Origin of the sequence: Nocardia paucivorans NBRC 100373 (assembly GCF_000308675.1) — a bacterium.
GTDB classification, from domain to species: domain Bacteria; phylum Actinomycetota; class Actinomycetes; order Mycobacteriales; family Mycobacteriaceae; genus Nocardia; species Nocardia paucivorans.
Map to the genome: position 1 here is coordinate 109367 of NZ_BAGE01000060.1, position 23475 is coordinate 132841.

At 65.6% G+C, this 23475-nt stretch carries 26 protein-coding genes and 1 pseudogene; 9 read left to right on the forward strand and 18 right to left on the reverse strand.

Annotation, left to right across the window (positions count from 1 at the left end; all coding sequences use genetic code 11):
• Positions 1-2 precede the first annotated feature (2 nt).
• The 3 genes and pseudogenes from ON32_RS22905 to ON32_RS29700 form a co-directional block, all read right to left on the reverse strand.
• Positions 3-395: a hypothetical protein gene (locus tag ON32_RS22905; RefSeq protein ID WP_040793134.1), complete on the reverse strand. Its 393-nt coding sequence runs from the start codon at positions 393-395 to the stop codon at positions 3-5.
• A 62-nt stretch (positions 396-457) separates the two neighbouring features.
• Complete coding sequence (locus ON32_RS22910) at positions 458-997, reverse strand: hypothetical protein (protein WP_217998091.1); 540 nt, start codon at positions 995-997, stop codon at positions 458-460.
• Between the two features lie 56 nt (positions 998-1053).
• Positions 1054-1122 (reverse strand): annotated as a pseudogene (locus ON32_RS29700) (hypothetical protein); the annotation flags it as partial.
• A 2-nt stretch (positions 1123-1124) separates the two neighbouring features.
• Between ON32_RS29700 and ON32_RS22915 the strand changes: the two are divergent.
• Positions 1125-2087, forward strand: a complete 963-nt coding sequence (locus ON32_RS22915) for a zinc-binding dehydrogenase (RefSeq protein WP_040793045.1) — start codon at positions 1125-1127, stop codon at positions 2085-2087.
• Between the two features lie 113 nt (positions 2088-2200).
• Here ON32_RS22915 and dnaB read toward each other — a convergent pair whose 3' ends face one another.
• From dnaB to rpsF, 5 genes are all read right to left on the reverse strand, one after another.
• A complete protein-coding gene (gene dnaB, locus ON32_RS22920; protein WP_040793046.1) occupies positions 2201-3583 on the reverse strand; it encodes a replicative DNA helicase in 1383 nt (460 codons plus the stop codon).
• Positions 3584-4279: 696 nt separating this feature from the next.
• Positions 4280-4735, reverse strand: coding sequence for a 50S ribosomal protein L9 (gene rplI, locus ON32_RS22925; protein ID WP_040793047.1), 456 nt, complete (start codon positions 4733-4735; stop codon positions 4280-4282).
• A gap of 19 nt (positions 4736-4754) precedes the next feature.
• Positions 4755-5006 carry a 30S ribosomal protein S18 gene (gene rpsR, locus ON32_RS22930; RefSeq protein ID WP_040793048.1) on the reverse strand — a complete coding sequence of 84 codons (252 nt, stop codon included), beginning with the start codon at positions 5004-5006 and terminating at the stop codon, positions 4755-4757.
• 58 nt (positions 5007-5064) lie between these two features.
• Positions 5065-5592: a single-stranded DNA-binding protein gene (locus tag ON32_RS22935; protein ID WP_040793049.1), complete on the reverse strand. Its 528-nt coding sequence runs from the start codon at positions 5590-5592 to the stop codon at positions 5065-5067.
• Positions 5593-5685: 93 nt separating this feature from the next.
• Positions 5686-5973 carry a 30S ribosomal protein S6 gene (rpsF, locus tag ON32_RS22940; RefSeq protein ID WP_040793050.1) on the reverse strand — a complete coding sequence of 96 codons (288 nt, stop codon included), beginning with the start codon at positions 5971-5973 and terminating at the stop codon, positions 5686-5688.
• Positions 5974-6169: 196 nt separating this feature from the next.
• On the opposite strand from rpsF, the gene ON32_RS22945 reads away from it, so the two are divergent.
• Together ON32_RS22945 and ON32_RS22950 are read left to right on the forward strand one after the other, a co-directional pair.
• Positions 6170-7618, forward strand: a complete 1449-nt coding sequence (locus ON32_RS22945) for a glycosyltransferase family protein (RefSeq protein WP_083874730.1) — start codon at positions 6170-6172, stop codon at positions 7616-7618.
• Between the two features lie 224 nt (positions 7619-7842).
• On the forward strand, positions 7843-8970 hold the full coding sequence (locus tag ON32_RS22950) for an NAD(P)H-dependent flavin oxidoreductase (protein WP_040793051.1): 1128 nt from the start codon (positions 7843-7845) through the stop codon (positions 8968-8970).
• Positions 8971-9048: 78 nt separating this feature from the next.
• On the opposite strand, the gene ON32_RS22955 is transcribed toward ON32_RS22950, so the two are convergent.
• Positions 9049-10002 carry a DUF5996 family protein gene (locus tag ON32_RS22955; protein WP_040793052.1) on the reverse strand — a complete coding sequence of 318 codons (954 nt, stop codon included), beginning with the start codon at positions 10000-10002 and terminating at the stop codon, positions 9049-9051.
• Between the two features lie 238 nt (positions 10003-10240).
• Between ON32_RS22955 and ON32_RS22960 the strand changes: the two genes are divergently transcribed.
• Positions 10241-10705, forward strand: coding sequence for an Hsp20/alpha crystallin family protein (locus ON32_RS22960; protein WP_040793053.1), 465 nt, complete (start codon positions 10241-10243; stop codon positions 10703-10705).
• 63 nt (positions 10706-10768) lie between these two features.
• On the opposite strand, the gene ON32_RS22965 is transcribed toward ON32_RS22960, so the two are convergent.
• The 4 genes from ON32_RS22965 to ON32_RS22980 form a co-directional block, all read right to left on the reverse strand.
• Positions 10769-11941, reverse strand: coding sequence for an RNA polymerase sigma factor (locus ON32_RS22965; RefSeq protein WP_040793054.1), 1173 nt, complete (start codon positions 11939-11941; stop codon positions 10769-10771).
• Positions 11938-12345: a YciI family protein gene (locus ON32_RS22970; protein ID WP_040793055.1), complete on the reverse strand. Its 408-nt coding sequence runs from the start codon at positions 12343-12345 to the stop codon at positions 11938-11940. The genes ON32_RS22965 and ON32_RS22970 overlap by 4 nt, the downstream gene beginning before the upstream one ends.
• A 378-nt stretch (positions 12346-12723) precedes the next feature.
• Positions 12724-13182 (reverse strand): nuclear transport factor 2 family protein, encoded by a 459-nt coding sequence (locus tag ON32_RS22975; RefSeq protein WP_040793056.1) that lies wholly within the window; start codon positions 13180-13182, stop codon positions 12724-12726.
• Between the two features lie 105 nt (positions 13183-13287).
• Positions 13288-13857, reverse strand: a complete 570-nt coding sequence (locus tag ON32_RS22980) for a TetR/AcrR family transcriptional regulator (protein WP_040793136.1) — start codon at positions 13855-13857, stop codon at positions 13288-13290.
• Between the two features lie 112 nt (positions 13858-13969).
• Between ON32_RS22980 and ON32_RS22985 the strand changes: the two genes are divergently transcribed.
• Positions 13970-14359 (forward strand): hypothetical protein, encoded by a 390-nt coding sequence (locus ON32_RS22985; protein WP_040793057.1) that lies wholly within the window; start codon positions 13970-13972, stop codon positions 14357-14359.
• 98 nt (positions 14360-14457) lie between these two features.
• Complete coding sequence (locus tag ON32_RS22990) at positions 14458-14970, forward strand: pyridoxamine 5'-phosphate oxidase family protein (RefSeq protein ID WP_217998092.1); 513 nt, start codon at positions 14458-14460, stop codon at positions 14968-14970.
• A 59-nt stretch (positions 14971-15029) separates the two neighbouring features.
• Here the strand turns inward: ON32_RS22990 and ON32_RS22995 are convergent, their stop codons facing one another.
• From ON32_RS22995 to ON32_RS23005, 4 genes are all read right to left on the reverse strand, one after another.
• Positions 15030-15818 (reverse strand): GntR family transcriptional regulator, encoded by a 789-nt coding sequence (locus tag ON32_RS22995; RefSeq protein ID WP_040793059.1) that lies wholly within the window; start codon positions 15816-15818, stop codon positions 15030-15032.
• A 98-nt stretch (positions 15819-15916) separates the two neighbouring features.
• The gene (locus ON32_RS29705; protein WP_217998093.1) at positions 15917-16261 is read right to left on the reverse strand and encodes a GDSL-type esterase/lipase family protein; all 345 of its coding nucleotides are present in this window, start codon (positions 16259-16261) and stop codon (positions 15917-15919) included.
• An 8-nt stretch (positions 16262-16269) separates the two neighbouring features.
• Positions 16270-16515 carry an SGNH/GDSL hydrolase family protein gene (locus tag ON32_RS29710; RefSeq protein ID WP_217998094.1) on the reverse strand — a complete coding sequence of 82 codons (246 nt, stop codon included), beginning with the start codon at positions 16513-16515 and terminating at the stop codon, positions 16270-16272.
• Positions 16516-16540: 25 nt separating this feature from the next.
• Positions 16541-17437, reverse strand: coding sequence for a polysaccharide deacetylase family protein (locus ON32_RS23005; protein WP_040793060.1), 897 nt, complete (start codon positions 17435-17437; stop codon positions 16541-16543).
• 63 nt (positions 17438-17500) lie between these two features.
• Here ON32_RS23005 and ON32_RS23010 point away from each other — a divergent pair, with 63 nt between their 5' ends.
• Entirely contained in the window at positions 17501-17908 is a 408-nt protein-coding gene (locus ON32_RS23010; RefSeq protein WP_040793061.1) for a MerR family transcriptional regulator, read from the forward strand.
• Positions 17909-18032: 124 nt separating this feature from the next.
• On the forward strand, positions 18033-20420 hold the full coding sequence (locus ON32_RS23015; RefSeq protein WP_040793062.1) for a lysylphosphatidylglycerol synthase transmembrane domain-containing protein: 2388 nt from the start codon (positions 18033-18035) through the stop codon (positions 20418-20420).
• 129 nt (positions 20421-20549) lie between these two features.
• On the opposite strand, the gene fadD5 is transcribed toward ON32_RS23015, so the two are convergent.
• Positions 20550-22130, reverse strand: coding sequence for a fatty-acid--CoA ligase FadD5 (fadD5, locus tag ON32_RS23020; RefSeq protein WP_040793063.1), 1581 nt, complete (start codon positions 22128-22130; stop codon positions 20550-20552).
• 334 nt (positions 22131-22464) lie between these two features.
• On the opposite strand from fadD5, the gene ON32_RS23025 reads away from it, so the two are divergent.
• Positions 22465-23442 carry an NAD(P)H-dependent flavin oxidoreductase gene (locus tag ON32_RS23025; protein WP_174361664.1) on the forward strand — a complete coding sequence of 326 codons (978 nt, stop codon included), beginning with the start codon at positions 22465-22467 and terminating at the stop codon, positions 23440-23442.
• The last annotated feature ends 33 nt before the right edge of the window (positions 23443-23475 follow it).

Sequence of the window (23475 nt, forward strand, 5' to 3'; positions counted from 1 at the left end):
ACTCAGACCTCGTGGAAGAAGCCGACGTCCACGCTGCGGGGTGTATTGCGGTCGTGGATAGCGATCTTGCCGTCGGCACCTCTCGGCAGCGATACCGTCGCACCGTAACCGATCGGTTGGTCGGCCTGCCCCACGGTCAATCGCACATCGGAAACCGGTTTGGGCTGCGAGCCGCGCAACCAGGTCACCTGCCAGTTACCGTCGGGACCGCACTGGAACTCCAGCTGGACCCGGGAGACGAACAACCAGTCCTCCGGCGTCGCGAGCCGGCACACCGCATCATCGCGGCCCACTCGCAAGACGGCACCCGGCTCACTGGGCGCGTCGGCCATGAACATGCCGCCGGTGGTCTCTTCATCCTCTGGGGATACGGCGGCCATGGTGAGTTCGAGCACGTAATTTGCCTCCTGCAACGACCTTGTGCGCCAGTCTATTCGGCCATCGACACCGCACGACATTACCGCCTGCTCCACCTCCGTCCCCGGCCGCTCCACGGGGTGCGCGAAGCGAGCACCGAGCCCCTCGAACCCGGCGACATCCGGCTTCGGGCAAGCTCCTGGTCACCCGTGTTCGGTCCATCGATCCAGGTCGGGTCACCCCGGGGCATCAGGCGCGGTATCGGCGGCAGCGGCGCGGATACCGGTGCCACCTGGAACGCGTGGATCATGAGGGTGGCGAAACGCCAGGAGGCCGCGAGTCGGGCGGTTGGTGTATTCGCATGGATGCCATTGCCCGCCATGAACATGAGAACGATATCGTCCAGGACGATTTCGGGGCGTAGCCGGCCGGTTTCCCTGGCGCGGCGGATCAGTTCGGCGGCACCGGTCAGCGCGGCCGTGCGAACAGCGGTGAAGTCCATTGCATGGGGAAAGGCGGACATGAAGGCCGCGGTGAACCCGTGGTCGCGGGCCTGTAGTTCGCACAGCTTCTCGACGACGAGACAGAGGCCGGCCAAGGGTGCGGGTCGGCGAGCCCTTCTTCCACGATGGACCGGCATGCCGACATCTGGTCGGTGAACGCCGCAGCGACCAGCATTTCCTTGGTCGGGAAGTGGCGGTAGACGGTAGCGGGGCCGACGCCGGCGCGGCGGGCGATCTCGAGCGGAAAGAACAGGAAAGACACCAATGAAAGCAGTGACGCTCCCGACGTTCGGCGGCCCCGAGACTCTCACGGTGGTCGACCTTCCCGACCCGCGCCCGGCCACCGGCCAGGTGGTGATCACGACGGAGGCGATCGGCGTCGGCGGTGTCGACACCCTGACCCGAAGTGGGGCGCCGGCCGCCTACGGGGCAACACCCGGATTCATCCCGGGTCACGAGGTCGCCGGCGCCGTGGCCGAGGTCGGCGAGGGTGTCGATCCCATCTGGGTCGGTCGGCGCGTATGGGCGTTCACCGGCGAAAGCGGTGGCTACGCCGAGCGCGCTATCGCCCCGGTCGAGACGCTCGTCCCTCTTCCCACGACTCTGTCGGCCGCCGACACGGTGACGCTCGGCAGCTCCGCGATAGTGGCCCACTTCGCTTTACGCCACGCCCACTTCGCTTCCGGCGAATCGGTGCTGGTGCGTGGCGCGGCCGGCGGGATCGGCGTTATGGCCGTCCAACTCGCGGCACGCGCCGGTGCCGGCACGGTCGCGGTCACGACCTCATCGGCCGGGCGTGGCACTCGACTGCGCCGACTCGGCGCGACGCATGTGCTCGACCGCGCCGGGGTGGGGGATCAGAACGCTCCCGCCACCTACGACGTCATCATTGATATCGTCGCCGGCGCGGATCTGCCGGCATTCTTCGATCGACTCGCGCCGAACGGTCGCATGGTGGTCGTCGGCGCTATGGCCGGTATGCCCCCGGCGGATTTCGGCACGAAAATGGTCTCGAACTTCCGAAAGTCGATGTCGTTCGCGACATTCAGCGCCGACACCGTACCCATGGCCGACCGTCGCACCGCGATCGCCGACCTGTTCGCTGCCGCCACTCGGGGCGAGCTACAAGCCGTCGTGCACGAGGAACTGCCGCTGGGGCAGGCCGTTGTCGCCCATCGGAAAATGGAGGCGGGCGAGGTGTTCGGCAGAATCGTGCTCATACCGTGAACCGCCCGACCCGACTTTTTCCGATTCGCACACCCGATGCCAAAAGGGATCTATTCGCGTTTTCGGTAGTGATCGGCAAGAATCGCGAAATATACCGGTTGGCCTCCGCTCGCTCAGCCTCGCGCCATATCCACGAACCGTGACAAATGCAGTTGATGCGCTACGGTAATGGTCGCGGTGGGGCCGTTTCGATGCTTGCCGAGAATCAAATCCGCCTCACCACCACGTGGATCGTCACGCTCGAATGCGTCGGGCCGATGCAAAAGGATTACCATATCCGCATCTTGTTCGAGCGAACCTGACTCGCGCAGGTCGGAGACCTGTGGCCGTTTATCGGTCCGCTGTTCCGGTCCGCGGTTGAGCTGACTGATGGCGACCACCGGGACTTCCAATTCCTTGGCGAGCAATTTCAGGCTCCGCGAGAATTCGGAAACTTCCTGCTGCCGAGATTCCACCTTTTTCCCGGACGTCATCAGCTGCAAATAGTCGACCACGATGAGCCTCAGATCGTGACGCTGTTTGAGCCGCCGCGCCTTGGCTCGGATCTCCATCATGGTGAGGTTCGGCGAATCGTCGACGAACAGCGGCGCTTCGCTGATCTCGCTCATCCGGCGGGCCAGTTTGGTCCAGTCGTCATCGCTCATCCGCCCGGACCGCATATCACCGAGCTTGATCTTCGCCTCCGCCGAGAGCAGACGCATGACGATCTCGGTCCGGCTCATTTCCAGCGAGAAGATCACGCTGGCCAATCCGTGTTTGATCGACGCGCTGCGCATGAAATCCATCCCGAGGGTGGATTTACCGACACCGGGCCGGGCGGCGACGATGATCATCTGCCCCGGGTGCAGACCGTTGGTGACCTCGTCGAGTTCGGTGAACCCGGTGGGGACGCCGAGGGAGATGCCGCCGCGGCTGGCGATGGAGTCGATTTCATCCATCGTGGGCTGTAAGAGCTCCTCCAGGGGAAGGAAGTCCTCGGCGGTGCGGCGTTCGGTGACCTCGTAGACCTCGGCCTGGGCCCGATCGACGACCTCGGCGACGTCCTGCCCTTCGGCGCCGGCGTAGCCGTACTGCACGATGCGGGTGCCGGCCTCGACCAGTCGGCGCAGGATGGCCTTTTCGGCGACGATTTCGGCGTAGTAGCCCGCGTTGGCCGCGGTGGGGACGGTCTGGGTGAGGGTGACCAGGTAGGGGGCGCCACCGATGCGCTTGAGCTCGCCGCGGCGGTCCAGGCCCGCGGCGACGGTGACGGGGTCGGCGGGTTCGCCGCGACTGTAGAGGTCGAGGATGGTGTCGTAGATGGACTGATGGGCGGGACGGTAGAAATCGCCGGGGCGCAGTACCTCCACGACATCGGCGATGGCGTCCTTGCTGAGCAGCATGCCGCCGAGCACCGACTGTTCGGCCGCCATATCGTGCGGGGGCTGGCGTCCGAAATCCTCACCGGGCGGCTCCGGCGGATAGTCCGCGTGTCCACGGTCATCGACGACTGCCACTGGACTCGACCGTCCTCTCTGTCCCGACCGGACTCCCCGTTGCCGTCTCGTTCTACTCCCCGGGTACGACAGGTTCGGCGCGTCGGTACCCGCGGGCTCATGGTGCCGACCGCCATCGACCGGAGGGTCGACGAGAAGGGCCGGCTATCGCCCCGTCACCGCCGCGAACGCAATGCTTCGAGCGGCGTCCGGAGGGTGCTGCGATGAACCTAAGCGACCCACCATCCACATGCCAAACCCACCTGTGCACAGATCTGTGGATAACGTGTGGATTGTTAACCAAACCTTGTGCACCCCCTGTGGAAAACTTGGGGAGAACAAAGACAGGCTGCGACAAAGTCGCAGCTAGTTCCCCTTTTTCTATTGCACACAGGTGTGGATAAACCAAGCCCCGGCGTGTCGGGCCAGTTGCGCATCCGGGCGTGTTGGGTTAACACATCATGGCTCGAATATGAACTGGATCACATTACAAACGGTCGGATTCGGCAATGATCCACAGGGCTCACACCTGTGGATAAACCGGTGGGCGCGCAGACAAGCCACACCGGATCTTCGACCGCCGCGCTATACGGAAAGGCTATGGCTAATGGACGGTTAACCCCGCTCGACACGAGCGGGGCACCGGGGTCCATCCTCGCGTATCACAAGGGATGGCCCCGGTGCGAACCGTTCGAATTCGAGATGGACGTCCGCCGCTCAGCTTGCGGCGACGACCTCGACAGTCAACCGGGCGACGACATCCGGGTGCAGGTGGATGTTCACCTGGTGCTTGCCCGTGGACTTGATGTGTGTCTTCGGCAGTTCGATGCTGCGCTTGTCCAGCACCGGCCCGCCCGCCGACTTGATGGCGGCGGCCACATCGGACTGGGTCACCGAGCCGAACAGCTTGCCCGTACCGGCGGTCTTCACCGCCAGCGAGACCGACTCCAGGCCCTCGATGGCCTGCTTCAGCTCGTTGGCGTGGTCGAGGTCGCGCACCCGCCGGGCCTCCTGGGCCCGCCGGATTCCCTCGACCTGCTTCTGCGCGCCCCGAGTGGCGACAATCGCCAGGCCACGCGGCAGCAGGTAGTTGCGGCCGTAACCATCCTTGACCTCGACCGTGTCACCGGGCGCGCCGAGGTTGTCCACATCAGCAGTCAGAATGAGCTTCATGGGATTGACCGATCCTTTCTCAGCGCGCCGTCGAAACGTAGGGCAGCAGCGCCATCTCGCGTGAGTTCTTCACGGCGATCGCGATATCACGCTGGTGCTGCACACAGTTGCCGGTCACCCGGCGGGCACGAATCTTGCCACGCTCGCTGACGTACTTACGCAGCAGCGGCGTGTCCTTGTAATCGATCTTGACGAGTCCGGACTTGCTTTCTTTGCAGAAAACGCAAGCCTTCTTCTTGAGCACCTTTTCGCGCGCAGGTGCCTTGGCCATCGTATTTCACTCCGTATTCTTGGTGGCCCGTCATCACGGACCTCGAGTGGGCCGTCCTCTAGAACGGCGGTTCGTCATCCATGCGGCCGCCCGCGAAGGAGCCTGCCGTGGGCGCACTGCCCCACGGGTCGTCCGAGGCACCCTGCTGGCCGGAACGACCGCCACTACCTGCGTTGTAGTTGCCACCACCGCCGGAGCCGAACCCACCGCCACCGCCGCGGCTGGTCTTGTTGACCTTGGCCGTGGCGTACCGCAGCGAGGGACCGACCTCGTCGACCTCCAGCTCGACCACGGTGCGCTTCTCGCCCTCGCGGGTTTCGAAGGAGCGCTGACGCAGCCGGCCGTTGACGATCACACGGGCACCCCGGGTCAGGCTCTCGGCCACGTTCTCCGCGGCCTCGCGCCAGACGTTGCAGCGCAGGAACAGCGCTTCGCCGTCTTTCCATTCATTGGTATTACGGTCGAAAATCCGAGGGGTGGAAGCGACGGTGAAACTCGCCACCGCCTGTCCCGCGGATGTGTATCGAAGCTCGGGGTCCGCCGTCAAATTGCCGATGACGGTGATGACCGTGTCGCCTGCTGCCATGGGTTCCTCCTGCTCGGTGTGCAGTCCGGTGCACTCGCCTGTTGCGTTAGAGCCTAGAGACAGGCACCGACGCGAACAGTGGTAGCGCGCGAACTACTTTTCTTGGCGCAGAACCTTGGTGCGCAGCACCGACTCGTTGAGCCCCAACTGGCGATCGAGTTCGTTCACCGTGGCGGGCTCGGCGGTCAGGTCGATCACCGCGTAGATACCCTCGGCGTGCTTGCGGATCTCGTAGGCGAGACGCTTGCGGCCCCAGATGTCGACCTTGTCGATCTTGCCGCCGTCTTCGCGAATCACGCTGAGCATATTGTCCAGAGACGGTCCGACGGTGCGCTCGTCCAGGTTCGGATCGAGGATGACCATCACTTCGTAATGACGCACGAACCATTCACCTCCTACGGGCTGAGAACGGCCACGGACGGTCCGTGGCAGGAGGTCGTCGCGTCAGCAACCGGGCAAGAGTACCCGAGCGGGCGCCGAGCTGCGAAATCGATCCATTCGACGGGCGGCCCACCCGCCCACCGACGGCGCCGATCATGATCGAGCATCGGCCGGCTCGGCGGCCTAGGGTTGGAACATGCCCCATCGACCCGCAGCCCTCGCGCTCGCTGCCGGTCGCGTGAACCGCACCATGGCCACGGCGGCGGTCCTGCTGTTGTGTGGGCTCACCGTGATGGTGGCCTTCCTGAACAAGGCGCGCTGCGCCGGCACACCGTTCTTCCCGGACGGCCGCAGCACACGGTTCGACCTGGTCAAGGATTCGTCGGTCTGCTATTCCGATATTCAGTTCCTGTGGATCGGCCGCGATATCGACCGGCATGTCTTCCCCTATATACACGGCGGGATCACCCCGGACGGCGCCCTGGTCGGTGGGGCGGTGGAGTATCCGGTGCTCAGCGGCCTGTTGATGTGGCTGGGCGCGCTGCGAGCCGACAACGACGCGCAGTTCCTCTGGTACTCGGCGCTGCTTTTGGCGCCGTTCGCGCTGCTCATCGCCTGGATGCTGGTGCGGCTGGCCGGGCGGGCCGCACTGCTGTGGGCGGCCGGTCCGCCGCTGGTGCTCTACGCCTTCCACAACTGGGAGCTACCCGTGGTGTGCACCATGGTGGGGGCGGTCTACGTCATGGTGATGCTGCCCCGGCTGTCGCTGCGCACCCGCGCCATGCAGGCCGCCGCCCTACTGGGGGTGGGTTTCTGTCTCAAGCTGTATCCCGCGATCTTCGTGCTCCCGCTGATGCTGTACGTGTTCACCGGCGGAGACGAATCCCGGCGCGCGGACCTCGACGAGAGCAGAGCGAAGGCCGCGGTCCGCCCGGCTGCGCGGACCGCGACCTCTTCCGCGATATCCAACCGTCGATTCGATATCCGCGGCACGTTGGCGACCGGTGCCGTCGCGGTGGGGACGGTGCTGTTGGTCAATCTGCCGTTCGCGGTGGGTGGGTACGACGGTTGGCGCGCGTCCATCGAGTTCCAGCGGCAACGACAGGCCGATATCACCACCAACTCGATCTGGTACTGGGGGTTGCGGCAGGTGTTCGGCGTGGACGCGGTGGGGTCCTGGCCGGTGCAGAGCACGGTGTCGATCGTCTCGCCGATCCTGGTGTTGGCGGCGTTCGCGACGGCACTGGGGCTGGGGTGGTCGCGCTACACCGAATCGGGGGTCTATCCGTGGCTCGGGGTCAGCGGGGCGATGCTGTGTGGATTCCTGTTGTTCCACAAGGTGCATTCACCGCAGTACACGCTGTGGTTACTGCCCTTCGTGATTCTGCTCGAGGTGCCGTGGTCGGTGATCGGTTCGTATCTGGTGGCCGATATCGCCATCGGGGTGGGGGTGTTCCGCTATTTCCACGCACTCGGCACCGGACATTCGGTCGAGGTGATGGAGGCGGTGGTGCGGTTCGGGGTGTGGGGTCGAGCCACCCTGCTGGTGGTGTTGTTCTTCGTCTTCCTGCGGGCGCCCCTGCGTCGGCGGCCCCTCCGCGATCACGTGCCGCGCCGGCTCGCGGAGCCGGTGCCGACCGGCTGACCGCCGGCCGGTCGGGCGGCGCGGACGATAAACCGGCCCCCCCAATAAAACTAGAACGTGTTACATTCAAGATATGACACCGGCGCGGCTCGGCGACGCCGTCCCACCCCACGGCCGATACATGCGGTATTCGGCGCATTCGAGCACACGGGTGGCGACGGCCGCAAGGCCTGTCGCGCGGCAATTATGCAACTCGTTCCAGTCATAGGGAGAGCACCACCGCCATGCGTACCGAAATCTGCGATCGGCTGGGGATCGAGTTCCCCATCTTCGCCTTCACTCACTGCCGCGATGTGGCGGCCGCGGTCAGCAATGCCGGCGGCCTCGGCGTGCTCGGCGCGGTGGGGTTCACCGCCGAACAGCTCGAGGTCGAGCTGGCCTGGCTGGACGAGCACGTGGGCGACCGCCCCTATGGCGTGGACCTGGTGATCCCGTCCAAGTACGAGGGCAAGGGCATCGAGGGACTGAGCCCGGAACAGCTCGAAGCCGAACTGGCCAAACATGTCCCGGACGGACACCGCGAGTTCGCGGCCAAACTGCTCGCCGACCATGGGGTGCCGGAACTGCCGGCCGACGAGGTGCACCCGAAACTGCTCGGTTGGACCGCCACCACTGCGGGCCCTCAGGTCGAGGTGATCCTGAAGCATCCGAAGGCCAAGCTGGTAGCCAATGCGTTGGGCACCCCGCCGGAGGATGTGGTCAAGCAGGTCCAGGACTCGGGCCGGTTGATCGGCGCGCTGTGTGGTTCGGTGAAACACGCGCTCAACCACAAGGCGGCCGGCCTGGACTTCGTGGTCTGCCAGGGCACCGAGGGCGGCGGGCACTGCGGTGAGGTCTCCTCCATGGTGTTGTGGCCGCAGGTGATCGACGCGGTCGGCGATCTGCCGGTGCTGGCCGCGGGCGGTATCGCCGACGGCCGCCAGGTCGCGGCGGCAATGGCGATGGGTGCCGCGGGCGCATGGACCGGATCGATCTGGCTGACCGTCGAAGAGGCGAACGTCCCGCCGGCCCAGATGCAGACCTATATCGACGCCACCAGCCACGACACCGTCCGCTCGCGGGCCTGGACCGGCAAGCCCGCCCGCATGCTGCGCAACGACTGGACCGAGGCGTGGGAGCGTCCGGACACCCCCGATCCGCTGCCCATGCCATTGCAGATGATGGTGGCCCTGGACGGCGTGAAGCGCGGCCACCGCTACCCGGAAGCCGCCAAGGACGTGAACTTCAACCCGGTCGGCCAGGTCGTGGGCATGATGACCAAGGTGGAACGCTCCGCCGATGTGGTCAACCGACTCATCGAGGAGTACGTGGAGGCCTGTGAGCGGTTGAACAAACTCAACGGCAACGCCTGAGCACGGTCGGCGCCGGTGACCACCGCGTCACCGGCGCCGACCCGATCGCGGCGGATCGCGCACCCTGGCGAGTGGCCGTCAGATGGCCGGTGCACCCAGAACCGGGTCGGTGATACCGCCCGGGCAGGCCAGCGCGCCGACATCCCAACCCGCCAGGTCCGAACCGTGCGCATAGGCGCTCCGGAAGAACTCCAGCACGGATTCGACCGGGTCCGGGGTGCGTCGTGCCTCGTCATAGGGGTAATAGGCGGAATGCGCCGACCCCGATTCCACCCAGTGCGCGCCCTCGGGGCGCAACGGCCGCCGCGCGAGCCCCTCCGGTTCGGGCGCGGTATACGAATAGAACGTGGGTGCGGGCACCTTGTCATCGCCGAACCAGAATCCGGCGCTGATCATTTCGCGCGAATAGGCCTCCCGGGTCACCGGATCCACGTGGGGCGGCATATCGATCATGCGATCGGAGAAGCGCTGCACGGCCAGGTCGAAGGTGTGCCAGAAGAAGTGCACCGGGCTGATCTTGCCGGAGTATTCGGCGCTGAACTCCTCCAGGATCAATCCCACCCGGCCGAGCACGGTGAAAGCGTGCCGCACCTGATCGGGGTCGTAATGGGCGTGTTCGGTGTCCTGGGCGAACGGCCGGTCGGCGTCGGGCAGATCGAACGGATACGGGTGAGGCAGGGTGACCTCGATGCCGAGGCCGGTCAAGGCGGCCATCACCTCGCGGTAGAACGAGCCGACCGACTGTCCGACCAGACCCACCTCCACCTGCTCGCCCCGGGTGGTCGCGATCCGCAAGACCTCGTCGAACACATCGAACGCGCAGGTGAACACCGGACCGCCGCGGGCATTGCCCAACGGTCGCGTGGTCCAGCCGCGGGCGGTGAGCCGAAAGGTCATATGCCACCAATGGTTGCGCCGGATTCCCTTCGCCAAGGCGACCTTGCCGATGATTTGGGTGAACCGGTGCAGGGTCTCCTTTGCGGGACGCCACGACTCCAGCGGTATGGCGGGTAACGGTTCGGTAGCGGGCATATCGATGAAGGTACGCGCACGGCCACCGTGAATGCGGTAAGCGACTCGGCGCGGTCCATACCGACGTCACCACGGCAGCGACTGCCCCATCCACGCCTCACCGGCCGCCTCCCGCCCCCGATTCACCGGTGGCACACCGCCCCTCGGCCGCGTTTGACGCGCGCAATAGGGGGAACGTCGGCGATGGCGGGGCTCGGCCCGCCGCGTGAACCTCACATCGTCAGGAAGGAAGCATGCTATGACACTGCCTGCTCGCCGTTCCGCCTTCGATATGAACCGATGGGATCCGTTCCGCGAACTCGACGACCTGCCCGGCAGGTTCGGCCGGTGGATGGACGAGTACTTCAACCGCATCGTCGAGCCCATGACCGGCAGCTGGGTGCCTCTGGCAGATCTGTCGGAAACCGAGAACGACTACCAGGTGGACGCCGAACTGCCGGGCGTTCCCCGCGAGAATGTGAACGTCGACGTGGCGGGTCAGGAACTGCACATCCACGGGGATATGAAGGATGAGACCGACGGCAAGGAGGTCCGGCAACGGGCCCGGCACACCGGACACTTCGACTACCGGGTGACCCTGCCGCAGAACATCAATACGGACAAGGTCGAGGCCTCCCTGAGCGACGGGGTGCTGCACGTCCGGATCCCGAAGGCCGAGAAGGCCAAACCACGCCGAATCGCAATAACCTCCGGCTCGAAGTAGGAGCCGACACCTCATATCCGGGCGTCCCACCGAAACGGGAAACGCCTCGGGATCCCGGGGCGCTCACCCGCCCGTACCCGAGAGGCGTTGCCGGAGGGTGGCCGCCCGGAGTGTGAGGTGATTGCGTTCGGCGAGATTGTGCGCCTGCGCGGCGGCCTCGACATAGAGCCGCGCCGCCGTGGCGATATCACCGGCGCGCTCGTGCAGGTAGGCGGACGACGCGGTGTATCGGGGGAGCTTCGGATCGAGTTCGGCCAGCGCGGCCAACCCCGCACGCGGTCCGTCCGCCTCACCGACGGCGACGGCGCGATTGAGTCGCACTATCGGGCTGTCGGTGAGTCGGACCAGCTCGTCGTACCACTCCACGATCTGCACCCAGTCGGTTTCCTCGGCCGTCCGGGCATCGGCGTGCAGGGCGGCGATCGCGGCCTGGGCCTGATACTCGCCGAGCCGGTCGCGGGCCAGCGCGGCCTGGAGCACGGCTACCCCCTCGGCGATCAGGTCGTGCCGCCACAGGCCACGATCCTGCTCGGCCAAGGGCACCAGGCTGCCGTCGGCGCGCATCCGAGCGGGACGTCTGGCGTGGTGCAGCAGAAACAGCGCCAACAGCCCCGCGACCTCCGGGTCGTCACCGATCGCGGCCAACTGCCGGGCCAACCGAATGGCCTCCGCGGCAAGGTCCACATCACCGCTGTACCCCTCGTTGAACACCAGATACAGCACCCGGAGCACGGTGCGCAGCTCCCCGGGACGATCGAATCCGATAGCGCTCACGGTGCGTTTGGCCCGGCTGATCCGTTGGGCCATGGTCGCCTCGGGCACCAGATATGCCTGCGCGATCTGCCGGGTGGTCAGACCGCCGACGGCCCGCAAGGTCAGGGCGACGGCCGAATTGGAACTCAGGCTCGGGTGTGCGCACAAGAAGTAGAGCCGCAGTGTGTCGTCCACGGAGACGGTCGGGCCGGGCGGCGGCTCCTCGACGATCCGCAACTCGCGGCGGCGCCGCGCGGTATCGGCTCGGGTGAGATCGACGAAGCGCCGCCACGCCGTAGTGATCAACCAGCCCTTGGGGTCGTCCGGGTACCGTCCCGGCCACGTCTCGAGCGCACGGACCAAGGCGTCCTGGACAGCGTCCTCGGCGGTCGCGAAGTCCGCCCCGCGCCGGACGAGAGCCGCCAGAACCCCCGGGATCAGGTCCCGCAGCCGGCCCTCGTCCAGCACATCGGCACCCCTCATTCGGTGACGGTCGGCGGCGCGGTCAGAAACGGCCGCACCTCGAGCCACTCGTGGATCGGTTTGCCACCCGCCCCGGGGGCCGCGGACAATTCACCGGCCAACTCGACAGCGCGCTCGTAGGAGTCGACGTCGATAACCATCCAACCCGCGATCAGATCCTTGGTCTCCGCGAACGGACCATCGGTGACGGGCGGTTTGCCCTCGCCGTCGTGGCGAACCCAGACGCCCTCCGGGGCCAAGGCCTGGGCGTCGACGAATTCGCCGCTACGCTCCAGGCGGGCCGCGAAATCGTTCATGTACCGGATATGCGCCTCGATCTCATCGGGCGTCCACCGATCCATCGGCACATCGTTGACGGCCGCCGGGGCACCCCGGTAGTGCTTGAGGAGCAGGTACTTGGCCATGGCGTTCTCCCTTCAGAACTCGCGACCCTGGTTGGTCGTCACCCCTGGGACGGAGCCGTCACGATGTTCTCGACATCCGCTGCCGAAATTTTTCGCGACTTTTCGGAAGCCCCGCTCACATGGCAGCGGCGCATGATCGGGCGGCCGATATCGTACTCGTGTCCCGGGCGTCACCGGCCCATGGTGAGTCCTCGGCGATCGCTTCGGGCCCGCGATCCGGCCGGGCCGGCTTTCGGGAGCCGAGCGTCAGCACCGCGTGAACTGCTCATCCGCGATGCCTTTCATGAAGGCGTCCCACTCGGCGGCGGTATATTCCAGCGTCGTGCCCTGGCGGGCAATCGAGGCGGTGCATCAAAGGTACGCGCCCGTTGTGTCGGCTCACCGGATAGGCAGCAGCACTCCGCGTTCACCGACGGGGCGCGGGCCGAAGATGCGCCGTTCACCGATTTCGATCGGCAGATCGTTGATACTCGCCTCGCGGCGTGACATGAGTCCCTCGTCGGTGAACTCCCACAGTTCGTTGCCGTAACTGCGCCACCACTGTCCCGCACGATCGCGGCATTCGTACTGGAAACGCACCGCGATCCGGTTGCCGCGGAATCCCCACAGTTCCTTGCGAAGGGCGTAGTCCAGCTCGCGTTCCCACTTCTGCCGCAGAAACTCCACGATCTCGGCGCGACCGGTGACGAAACGATCGCGATTGCGCCACACGGAATCCTCGGTGTATGCGAGCGCGACCCGTTCCGGATCGCGCGTGTTCCACGCATCCTCGGCAGCCTGCACCTTCTGCAGTGCCGTCTCCTCGTCGAACGGCGGGAACGGCGGTCGCGCACTCATACGGAAACCTCCTCGAAGCCATGAGAACGATCATTCTCGCGCAGAGCTTAGAGAACGGTCGTTTTCCTGTCCAGGGGTGCACTGGCAACGCCGGCTCGGTAACACCTATCCGCCGTGACGCTCGGCTGCCGACAGGAGCACCTCGGCGGCGTCACGAGCCCGACGCGCGGCCTCGGGGTCGTCGTGCATGGCAGCGGTAACCATCGCGCCGTTGGCGAGAATCAGCAGCTGGTCGGCCAATGCCGTCGGAACGGCACAGTCGGCGACGAGATCGGCCAGGTAGTCACGCACCGCATACTTGTGCTGCCTGGCTATCCGGGTGACATCGTCGGAGGTGCCCCCCAATTCTCCGACCGTGTTGATGAACAGGCAGCCCCGGAAACCAGGTTCGGCGAACCACTCGAACAGGAAGTCGAACACGGCGAGCACCCGCTCCCGGGGCGTGCGCGCATGAGTGTCGACGAACCGCGCGATCGCCGCCCGCACGTCACAGTCGCGCCGCTCCAACACCGCGTGCACCAGGTCCGCCTTCGAGGGGAAGTTTCGATAGAGCCGCTTCAGCGGCACATTCGCAGCATCGCGGATGGCATCCATCCCCACCGCCTGCACTCCCCGGTCGTTGAACAAACGGTCGGCGGCGGCAAGCACCCGTAGTGCATCCGTTTCATCCTGCACAGCGGCCTCCCTTGCCTTGAGAACCATCGTTCCCTAGACTATCGAAAGCGCTCGAGAACGATCGTTCTCAGAGGGTGGCACCGGATCGACCGGCTGGACGAAAGGAAAGAGAATGACCCGAGAAGCCGAAACCAAAACCGCCGTGGTCGTGATGAGCGACCCGAACGGGGGCGACGAAGCGCTCGGTCGCCTGTTCAACGCACTCGCGGCCGCCTACGACTTCGATCAGGCCGGTGACGAGGTCCGCGTGCAGTTCCACGGTGCGGGCACCCGCTGGCCCGAGCTGCTGAACGCGCCCGACCATCCCGCATACGACGTCTACCAGGCGGTGCGCCACACCGTCGCCGGCGCATCGTGCGGATGCTCCGATATCTTCGGGAGCAGGGCAGGCGTGGAGGCCAGCGGCATCGACCTGATCAAGGACAACCCGCTTCCCGGAACCTCCGGTGTGGCCGGCCTGCGCACCCTCGTCGACAACGGATACTCCATCCTGTCGTTCTGACCATGCGTCACTTCTTCTCTCTGACGTTCGGGCCGGATGAGCGGGCGCACCAACGCCGTCGAGGCTCATTCGACCGCTACGAACATGCGCTTTCCGCCGTGCCCGTGCCCGAGGGTTTGGGCGCGGCGGAAGCCGAGTTCCTCTCGCGGCGTGACAGTTTCTATCTGGCTTCGACCGGACACAACGGCTGGCCATACGTCCAGCACCGGGGCGGGCCGGCAGGCTTCGTCAAGGTGCTCGGACCGACCCGATTGCTGTGGGCCGAACGCACCGGCAACCGGCAGTACATCACCGCCGGCCACCTCGACCGCGACGACCGGGTCGCGATGATCGCGGTCGACTATCCGAACCGCAAGCGGCTCAAACTACTCGGACACGCACGATTCGACCCCGACCCGGATCCCGAAGCGCTCGAACTGGCCGGAATCGACGGCAAACTCGAAGGCATCATGACCGTCGAGGTCGTGGCCTTCGACTGGAACTGTCCGAAACTCATCACCCCCCGGTTCACCACGGATGAAGTGCGCGCCCTCACCGAACCACTGAAACAACGCATCCAGGAACTGGAAGCACAATTGGCCGCACAGCGCCCCCACCCCGACGGGGTATAGGCAACCCCACTCGGACAGCGTCGCCACGAGTTGCCGCCGCCATGAGTGGTCCCGGCGGGTCAGATACCGACGGGCAGCTCCTCGCCCGTTCCGCTACCGCCGCCCACCAGTTCCGCGAAACGGGTGACCACCTTGTCGTGGTACGCCCGGAACAGATCCTCGAACAGCGCCGCCTGTGTCTCCGACGGCCCCGAGCCGGATTCCCACACCGCCAACAACGCTCGCCACACCAACACATGCAGGTCGGCGGTGACGGCGAAAAACGCCTCCACCGCCTGCGGCACCTCCAGCACCATTTCGCCGATCGAGTTCAGGATGGCCCGCTGCATGGTGGAGCCCAAGGCGGTGAGCAGGGTTCGGACGAGGCCGATCTCGATGGACAGTATGCTCGCGTGGTCCGGCGACTCTTGGCGGGCCAGCTCGTCCAGCAGATCTATCTCGACCTTCAGCAGCGCCGGATCGATGACGCCGGAGGATTCGATATGCGCGGCGCCGGTATACGACAGCAACGCGTCCATGACGATTCCGCGTTCGACCTCGACGATATCGCGGAACATCTCGATCGCGACCTCGGGCGTGGGGATCGAGAACCGGAACAGATGCCGGTACACGTCCAGTCCGCCGGATTCCCGCACATCGCGGATGGTGAACCCCTTGCCGCGCCGGGCCTCCACGAACCCATAGGATTCCAGCCGTCCGAGAGTGAGCTGCGCGGTGGCACGGTTCATCTCGAATTCTTCGGCCACCTGACGAACCGACGGCATCAATCGGCCCGGTCGGTACTCCCCGGCAGCCACCCGGCGGGCCAACTCATCGGCAACCTCGGCGACCACCGTGCGGGACCCCATCACTGCACCTCTCTGCAGGGTTTACGTCCCAGACAGTCTATTCGCAAAACTGCCGGTAGATAGCTGGAATCACAATATGATCGGACGATCTGCACCGGTCAGTAACCCAGCCACTCCCGCCATACCGGCAGAACCGCATCCGCGAAGACCTCGTATCCCTGAGCCGTGGGATGCGCGCCGTCGCCCGCACGCACCTCGGCACACCACGTCTCGTCGGCGGCGAGCGATCGGTGGGTCGCGGCGTACGAAACCCGAGCGTCCGCGCAGACCTCGGCGAAGCGTTCGTCCAGTTCCGCGGTACAGAGATTGTGGGCGGGATCGTCGACCGGTGGCGGGGCGACCACCAGCACCGACCAGCCGAGGTCCCGGGCGGTAGCGAGAAAATCGATGAGATTGGCGATCGAGGTGCCCGGGTCCACTCTCGGCCGGTCGTTTTCGACCATGGTGTCGTTCACCCGAACGAGAACACCACCCGGGCGTCGGTTCCGGCGGGGAGCCGCACCGTGCATTCATCCTGCCAACGGGCGGCGATATTCGTGGAGGTCCGACGGCGGACACCGAGGTTGTAGCCGGTCGGCGCCTGTCCCGCGGCGGCGGCGTGTGCCGTGAGACGACCGGTCCGGCCGAGTGCGGTGGGGTCGCCGACTCCGGCCACGAACGAATCTCCGACAAAGCAGATGCGCAGATCACGACTCACCCGCCGATTGTCGCAATCCGTCGCTTCACGAATGCGCGGAGGCGTCGGCCACACCGGTGTCGAGACCGGTCTCACGCGCGTAGTGTTCGGCGATCTCGTCGCTGGTGGTCAGCCATACCCCCGGATGATCGACCACGTATTCGAGGGCCCGGTCCAGGTATTTGGCGCGGAACGCCTGTCCGATGACGAAGGGATGCAGCGCCAATGCCATCACCCGCCCGCTTCGCTCCGATTCGTCGAAGAGTTGGTCGAGCTGGTCGGTCAGCACGCGTACGAAATCCGGTCCGGTCATCCGGGCGCCGACGAACATGCTGATGTCGTTCAACTCGACCGAGTACGGCACGCTGAGCATTCCGGGAACCCGCAGCGGATAGGGCTGGTCGTCGTTGGTCCAGTCCAGCACATAGTTCAGCCCGAGTTCGGCGAGCAGTTGCGGGGTGTGGGGTGTTTCGGTGAGGGCGGGCCCCATCCAGCCCCGAGGCCGGGTGCCGGTGCCACGTTCGATGGTATCGATCACATCGGCGAGCACCACGCGTTCTTCGTCGACCAACAGGTCGGTGTGCAGAATCGAATTGGTGCTGCCATGCGCCAACCAGGCCCAATTTCGTTGCCGACCGGCTTCCACGATCTGCGGATAGTGCTCGACCACCTCGGAATTGAGCAGCGCGCTGGCCCGAATACCGTGTCGGTCCAATATTTCCAGCACTCGCCAGAAACCCACGCGCGCGCCATAATCACGCCAGCCGTAGTTCAACGGATCCGGGACGAGGTCGGCGGTGCCGGGGTAGATACTGGTGGCGGATCGGTCGAGGTGGAAGTGCTCGATATTGAGTCCGACATAGAAGGCCACCCGGGCATTGCCGGGCCAGTGGATCGGCGTGCGGTCGACGATGGGGCTGTAGTCGAAGATTTCGTTGTCCATGCGGTTATCCTCAAACCTTCACATTGATGTGAAGGTCAACCACGATGGAGTGATATCGATCATATGCGGATCGGAGAATTGGCCGAGCGCACCGGCACATCCCGGCGGCTGTTGCGGTATTACGAGGAGCAGGGCCTGATCCTCGCGCGGCGCTGCCGGAACGGCTACCGCGACTATGACGAACGCTTCGTGGATCGCGTCCTCCAGATCCGCGGCCTCCTCGATGCCGGCCTACCCACCCGGATCATCAAACAGATACTGCCCTGCCTGGACAAACCCCGCACCATCTACTTTCCGGACGCCACACCGGAAATGCTCGCGACGCTCGAACGCGAACGCGACCGGATGACCGACCGCATCCGCTGTCTGGAGCGCAACCGTGACGCGATCAGCGAATACCTCGACGCCGTTCGAGCCTATGGCAACGGCGGTGAAGCGCCCGACGAGCCCTTCGCGACGCCCCAGCACTGATCGGACCGACCCGAACGGACAGGCCGGTGTGTATCGTCCCGCTCGGCAGCCTGGATATTCTCGACGAGTGAGCGAACGAGGCAGCCGACACAGCTGGACCTCGATCCGAAGGCACCGATACGACATGCGAGTCGATGGGCGGGACATTCCCGTAACGGGCAGCCTGCTGCAGCCTCCGACCCGGCGCACCAGCGATATCCTTAGGGTCGTTTTCGCTGCGATCGGCGTGGGGGTGGTGATCGCCGGGTCGCTCATAACCCGGCCGGAGTGGCTGGCGCTGGAACGATCGGTCTCCAATATTGTCGGGATTCTCAACCCCGACCAGGCCAATCTGGTCTATCTGCTCTACGGCATCACCATTCTGATCCTGCCGTTCGCCATCCTGATCGAACTGATTCTGGGCCGCCAGTGGAAACTGCTCGCCGGCTATGCCGCGGCCGGCCTGGCCACGGTCCTGCTGCTGTCCATCACCCCCACCGGCCTGTCCGCACCGCAGTGGCATCTCCAGCTACCGGAGACCCTGCCCGATAAAACGTTCCTCCAACAGTTCCTGGACGACCCCCGCTGGATCGCCATGTTGGCGGCGGTGCTCACCGTGTCCAGCCCGTGGCTGCCGGTCAAACCGCGACGTTGGATGTGGTTTCTGCTGCTGGCCTTCGCGCCGATGCACTTGGTGGTCAGCACGGTGGTCCCCGCCCGGGCGATGTTCGGGCTGGCGGTGGGCTGGTTGGTCGGCGCGGTGATCGTGCTCGCCGTCGGCACGCCCGCACTGGAGGTGCCATTGGAGGCCGCGGTGCGACTCCTGGCCCGTCGGGGATACACCGTCACTCGGTTCACGGTGGTGCGACCGGCCGGACCGGGACCGCTCGTCCTGTCGGCCGATGTCACCGGACCCGAACGCGCCCTGCTGGTGAAGCTGTACGGCAAGAACCAGCGCAGCCACAGCGCGGTGCGTCAGCTGTGGCGACTACTGACCTTCCGCTCCAGCGAGACGGCGCCACTGCACGGTTCCATGCACCGCGCCGTCGAACATCGCGCCCTGATGACACTCGCGCTCGGGGATCTCGACCTGGCCGCATACCGGCCGGTGGCGGTGTCGGCGCTGGCCCGCGGGTGGATGCTGTACGCGCACACCCTGCCCGAGGGCAAACAGATCGGATTCGACACCGACGATTCGGACGCCCCGGCCCAAATCTGGCGCGCGCTGCGCGAGCTGCGAGAACGACAGATCTCGCACGGTGAGCTGTGGCCGACCGAAATCCACCGCACCGCCACCGGGTCCATCCGGTTCAGCGGCTTCAACACCGCCGAACTGGGCGCCTCGGATGCGCAACTCCAGTCGGATATCGCCCAGTTGCTGGTCACGACCACGGCGGTTTACGGGCGGGAACCGGCGGTGCGCGCCGCTATCACGACCCTCGGTGAGGAGCCGGTACTCACCGCTTCCCGCCGGTTGACCAAATCCGCGATGCCCGCCGGCATCCGCAAATGCATCCCCGACTGGAAGGCCGTGGTCTCGGCCGCGCGCGAAGAGGTCCGCGAGCAGACCGGACAGGACCGGATCGAGGCCGAGCAGATCACCCGATTCAACCGGAACAACCTCATCCAGCTCGCTCTGCTGATCGGTCTGGTCTATGTCGCCTACCCCTTCATCAGCGCGGTGCCGACCTTCTTCAGCCAACTGCGGACCGCCAACTGGTGGTGGGCCCTGGCCGGGCTGGCACTGTCGTCGTTGACCTACCTCGGCACCGCGGCCGCCCTGTGGGCCTGTGTCTCCGGTCAGGTGCGGTTCGTACCGCTGGTGGTCATGCAGATCGCCAATACCTTCGCCGCCACCACCACACCCGCGCGGGTGGGCGGTCTGGCGTTGAGTGTCCGCTTCCTGCAGAAGGGCGGCGTCGGCGCGGTGCGAGCGAGCGCGGCCGTGGCATTGCAGCAGGCGGTGCAGGTGAGCACCCATATCGGACTGCTGGTGCTGTTCAGCGTCGCGGCGGGTACGAGTACGGATCTCTCGCATTTCGTGCCCGCTCCCACCGTTATCTATCTGATCGTCGGGGTGGGGGTGGGTATCGCCGGCACCTTCATGTTCGTGCCGAAACTGCGGCGTTGGCTGAAGTATTCGGTTCGGCCGCAGGTGCAGGAGGTGGTGGGCGAACTGGCCGGACTGGCCCGCGACCCGAAACGCTGCGCCATCATCGTATTCGGCTGTGCCGCGCTGACCCTCGGTCAGGCGCTGGCCCTGTGGGCAAGTGTGCAGGCTTTCGGTGGGGGCGCCAATTTCGTCACCGTCACCATCGTCACCATGATCGGCGGCACCCTGGCCTCGGCCGCCCCGACCCCCGGTGGTGTGGGCGCGGTGGAGGCGGCGCTGATCGGTGGTCTGGCGGCTTTCGGTCTACCCGCGGAGGTGGCGGTGCCGTCGGTGCTGCTGTATCGAGTGCTCACCTGCTGGATCCCGGTGTTCTGCGGTTGGCAGGTCATGCGTCGGTTGACGGAAAAGAACATGATCTGACCTCGCCGGTCGGCCCGGGAAATCAGGCGGATATGCGCACACCGGCGATGGGGCGGGTGGACCGAGGGGTCACCCGCCCCATCGCCGGTGATTCACGTGAAACCACGGGTGTGGTTTCCTACCGTGGCGCTATGCCGTAGGGCTGCGGAATTCCTTGCGCAGCTCCACTTTCACTACCTTGCCGCTGGCATTGCGCGGCAGCTCGGCCACCAGCACCAGGTCTTTGGGGTGCTTGTACCGGGCCAGGTTCTCATTGAGGAACGGCTCCAGCTCCTCCAGGGAGAGCGTGTCGTTCGGGTCGTTGAGCGCGACCACCGCCACCGGCACCTCGCCCCATTTCTCGTGCGGCCGACCGATCACCGCCGCTTCTCGGATCTTGGGGTGCGCGAAGAGGACGTTCTCCACTTCGGCGCAGTAGATGTTCTCCCCGCCGGAGATGATCATGTCCTTCTTACGGTCCACCACATAGATGAACCCCTCTTCGTCCTGGCGGACCAGATCGCCGGAATGGAACCAGCCACCGGCGAAGGCCTCCGCGGTCGCCTCGGGCTTGTTCCAGTAGCCCTGCATGAGAGTCGGTCCGCGATAGACGATTTCACCGACCTCGCCGGGCGGCACATCGTTCATCTCGTCGTCGACGATCCGGGCCTGGATGGTCGGGATCACCTTGCCCACGGAACCGAGCTTGCGGATGGCGTCCTTGCCCTCCAACACACAGGTGATCGGCGACATCTCGGTCTGCCCGAACACCGCGACATTGAACGCGTTCGGAAAGCAGTCGGCCATCGCCTTCAGCACGGTGTCCGAGGCGGGGGCGGCACCCCAGCTCAATGCCTTCAGCGCCAGTTTGCGCTGTTTCACGGTCGGCTCGTCGCAGATGAGCTGCCATTGGGCGGGCACGCAGAACGCGCTGGTGGCCTGCTCGGCTTCCACCGCGTCCAGGAACTCGGTGGCATTGAAGGCGCCCAGCGGGTGCAGCACGGTCTTGGCGCCCAGCATGAACGCCGGCGCCAGACTGCCGATACCGGCGATATGGAACAGCGGGGATGTGCAGAAACCGATGGAGTCGGGTTCCATCGACAACGCCCGGATACAGGTGAGCGATTGGGCGTTCAGATTGTTGTAGGTGAGGATGGCACCTTTGGGACTTCCGGTGGTACCCGACGTATACATGATGAGTGCCGGGGTGTCCTCGGGAATATCCAGCGGCGTATGCGGCTCGCCTTCCTCGGCGAGCGCGTCGTCGAAGCCGATAACGCCGTCACCGCTACTGCCCCCGATCACGAAGCAGGACTCCAGTGTGGGCGCCTGCGCCTGGACGCCGGTGGCCAGCGGCTGCAACACCGTATCGGTGACAATGGCCTTGGCCCCGCTGTCGGCGACGATATAGGCGACCTCGGGCGGAGTGAGCCGGAAGTTGACCGGGACCGCGATGGCGCCGAGGGCGTTGATACCGAAAACGGCCTCCAGATATTCGGGGTAGTTGAGCGCCAGGATGAGCACTCGATCCCCGAACTCGACACCGCGCCGAGCGAGCGCGTCGGCGAACTTCAGCGACCGATCGTGCAACTGCTTCCAGGTGGTGTCCTGACCACGGAACCGTAGCGCTACGGCATCGGGGCGCATCAGCGCATGAGTGGCAATCTGATTGTTCCAGTGATTGCGCCGTGATCTCATCGGCTCGTCGAGCGCCTGAACTGCGCTGGTCATACCACGAACTCCTCTCGGCTCCCGCTGCTCCGCCGTCGGAGTGTCCGACGTCACTGACGGGCGATGTCGGCAGAATAGCAATTCACATACCCCGAAACAAGGAAATCGGACCCGAATAGCGGTTAATTCCCCGCAAGCCCGCCCACTACGGCTACAACCGTTCTCTAGCTGGGAGTTGGCACGTAAGCCGCGTGAGCCAGACGGCGAGATTCGCCCCATAGATTTCATCACTTATGCGAATCCCGGCTTACTTCTGAGTTGATCGGAGCAGGTAGACCGTGGCACCATTCAGCCAGACGCTGCGGCGTCGGCGAACATATAGAGGAGAGGCCCTATGCTGCGGACCAGGTTCACCGAAACCTTCGGTGTGGAACATCCGATCGTGCAGGGCGGCATGATGTGGGTCGGCCGGGCCGAACTCGTCGCGGCCGTCGCCAACGCCGGTGGGCTCGGCTTCATCACCGCGCTCACCCAGCCCACACCCGACGATCTACGCCGCGAGATCGAACGCACCCGGGAACTCACCGACAAACCATTCGGGGTGAACCTCACCATCCTGCCGTCGATCAACCCCCCGCCGTACGAGGAGTACGCAAAGGCCATCATCGATAGCGGGGTCAAGATCGTGGAAACGGCGGGCAGCAACCCCGAACCGTTCCTGCCCGCCTACCGGGAGGCCGGGATCAAGGTGCTGCACAAGTGCACCAGCGTGCGGCACGCGCTCAAGGCCGAGCGGATCGGCGTCGACGCCGTGAGCATCGACGGTTTCGAATGCGCCGGCCACCCTGGTGAGGACGATGTGCCCGGTCTGGTGCTGATCCCGGCCGCCGCGCACGCCCTGAGCATCCCGATCATCGCCTCCGGCGGTATCGCCGATGCCCGCGGCCTGGTGGCCGCGCTCGCCCTGGGCGCCGACGGCGTCAATATGGGCACTCGCTTCCTGTGCACCCAGGAATCCTCGATCGACCAGAAGGTCAAGGAGAAGATCGTCGCCAACTCCGAGCGCGACACTCAGCTCATCTTCCGGACCATGCGCAACACCGCCCGCGTCGCCGACAACGAGGTCAGCCGCAAGGTGGTCGAGATCGAGAAGGCGGGCGGCACCTTCGAGGAGGTGCGCGAACTGGTCTCCGGCGCGCGCGGCCGGCGAGTGTTCGAAGAAGGCGATCTGGATGCCGGTATCTGGTCGGTGGGCCTGTGCCAGGGACTGATCCACGACATCCCGACCTGCGCCGAACTCATCTCCCGCATGGTCGGCGAGGCCGAGGAACTGATCCGCGCCCAACTCACGGAGTACGTGGTTTCGGTCTGATCCGATTCACCGGGTGGTCCGTCCACAGCGGAC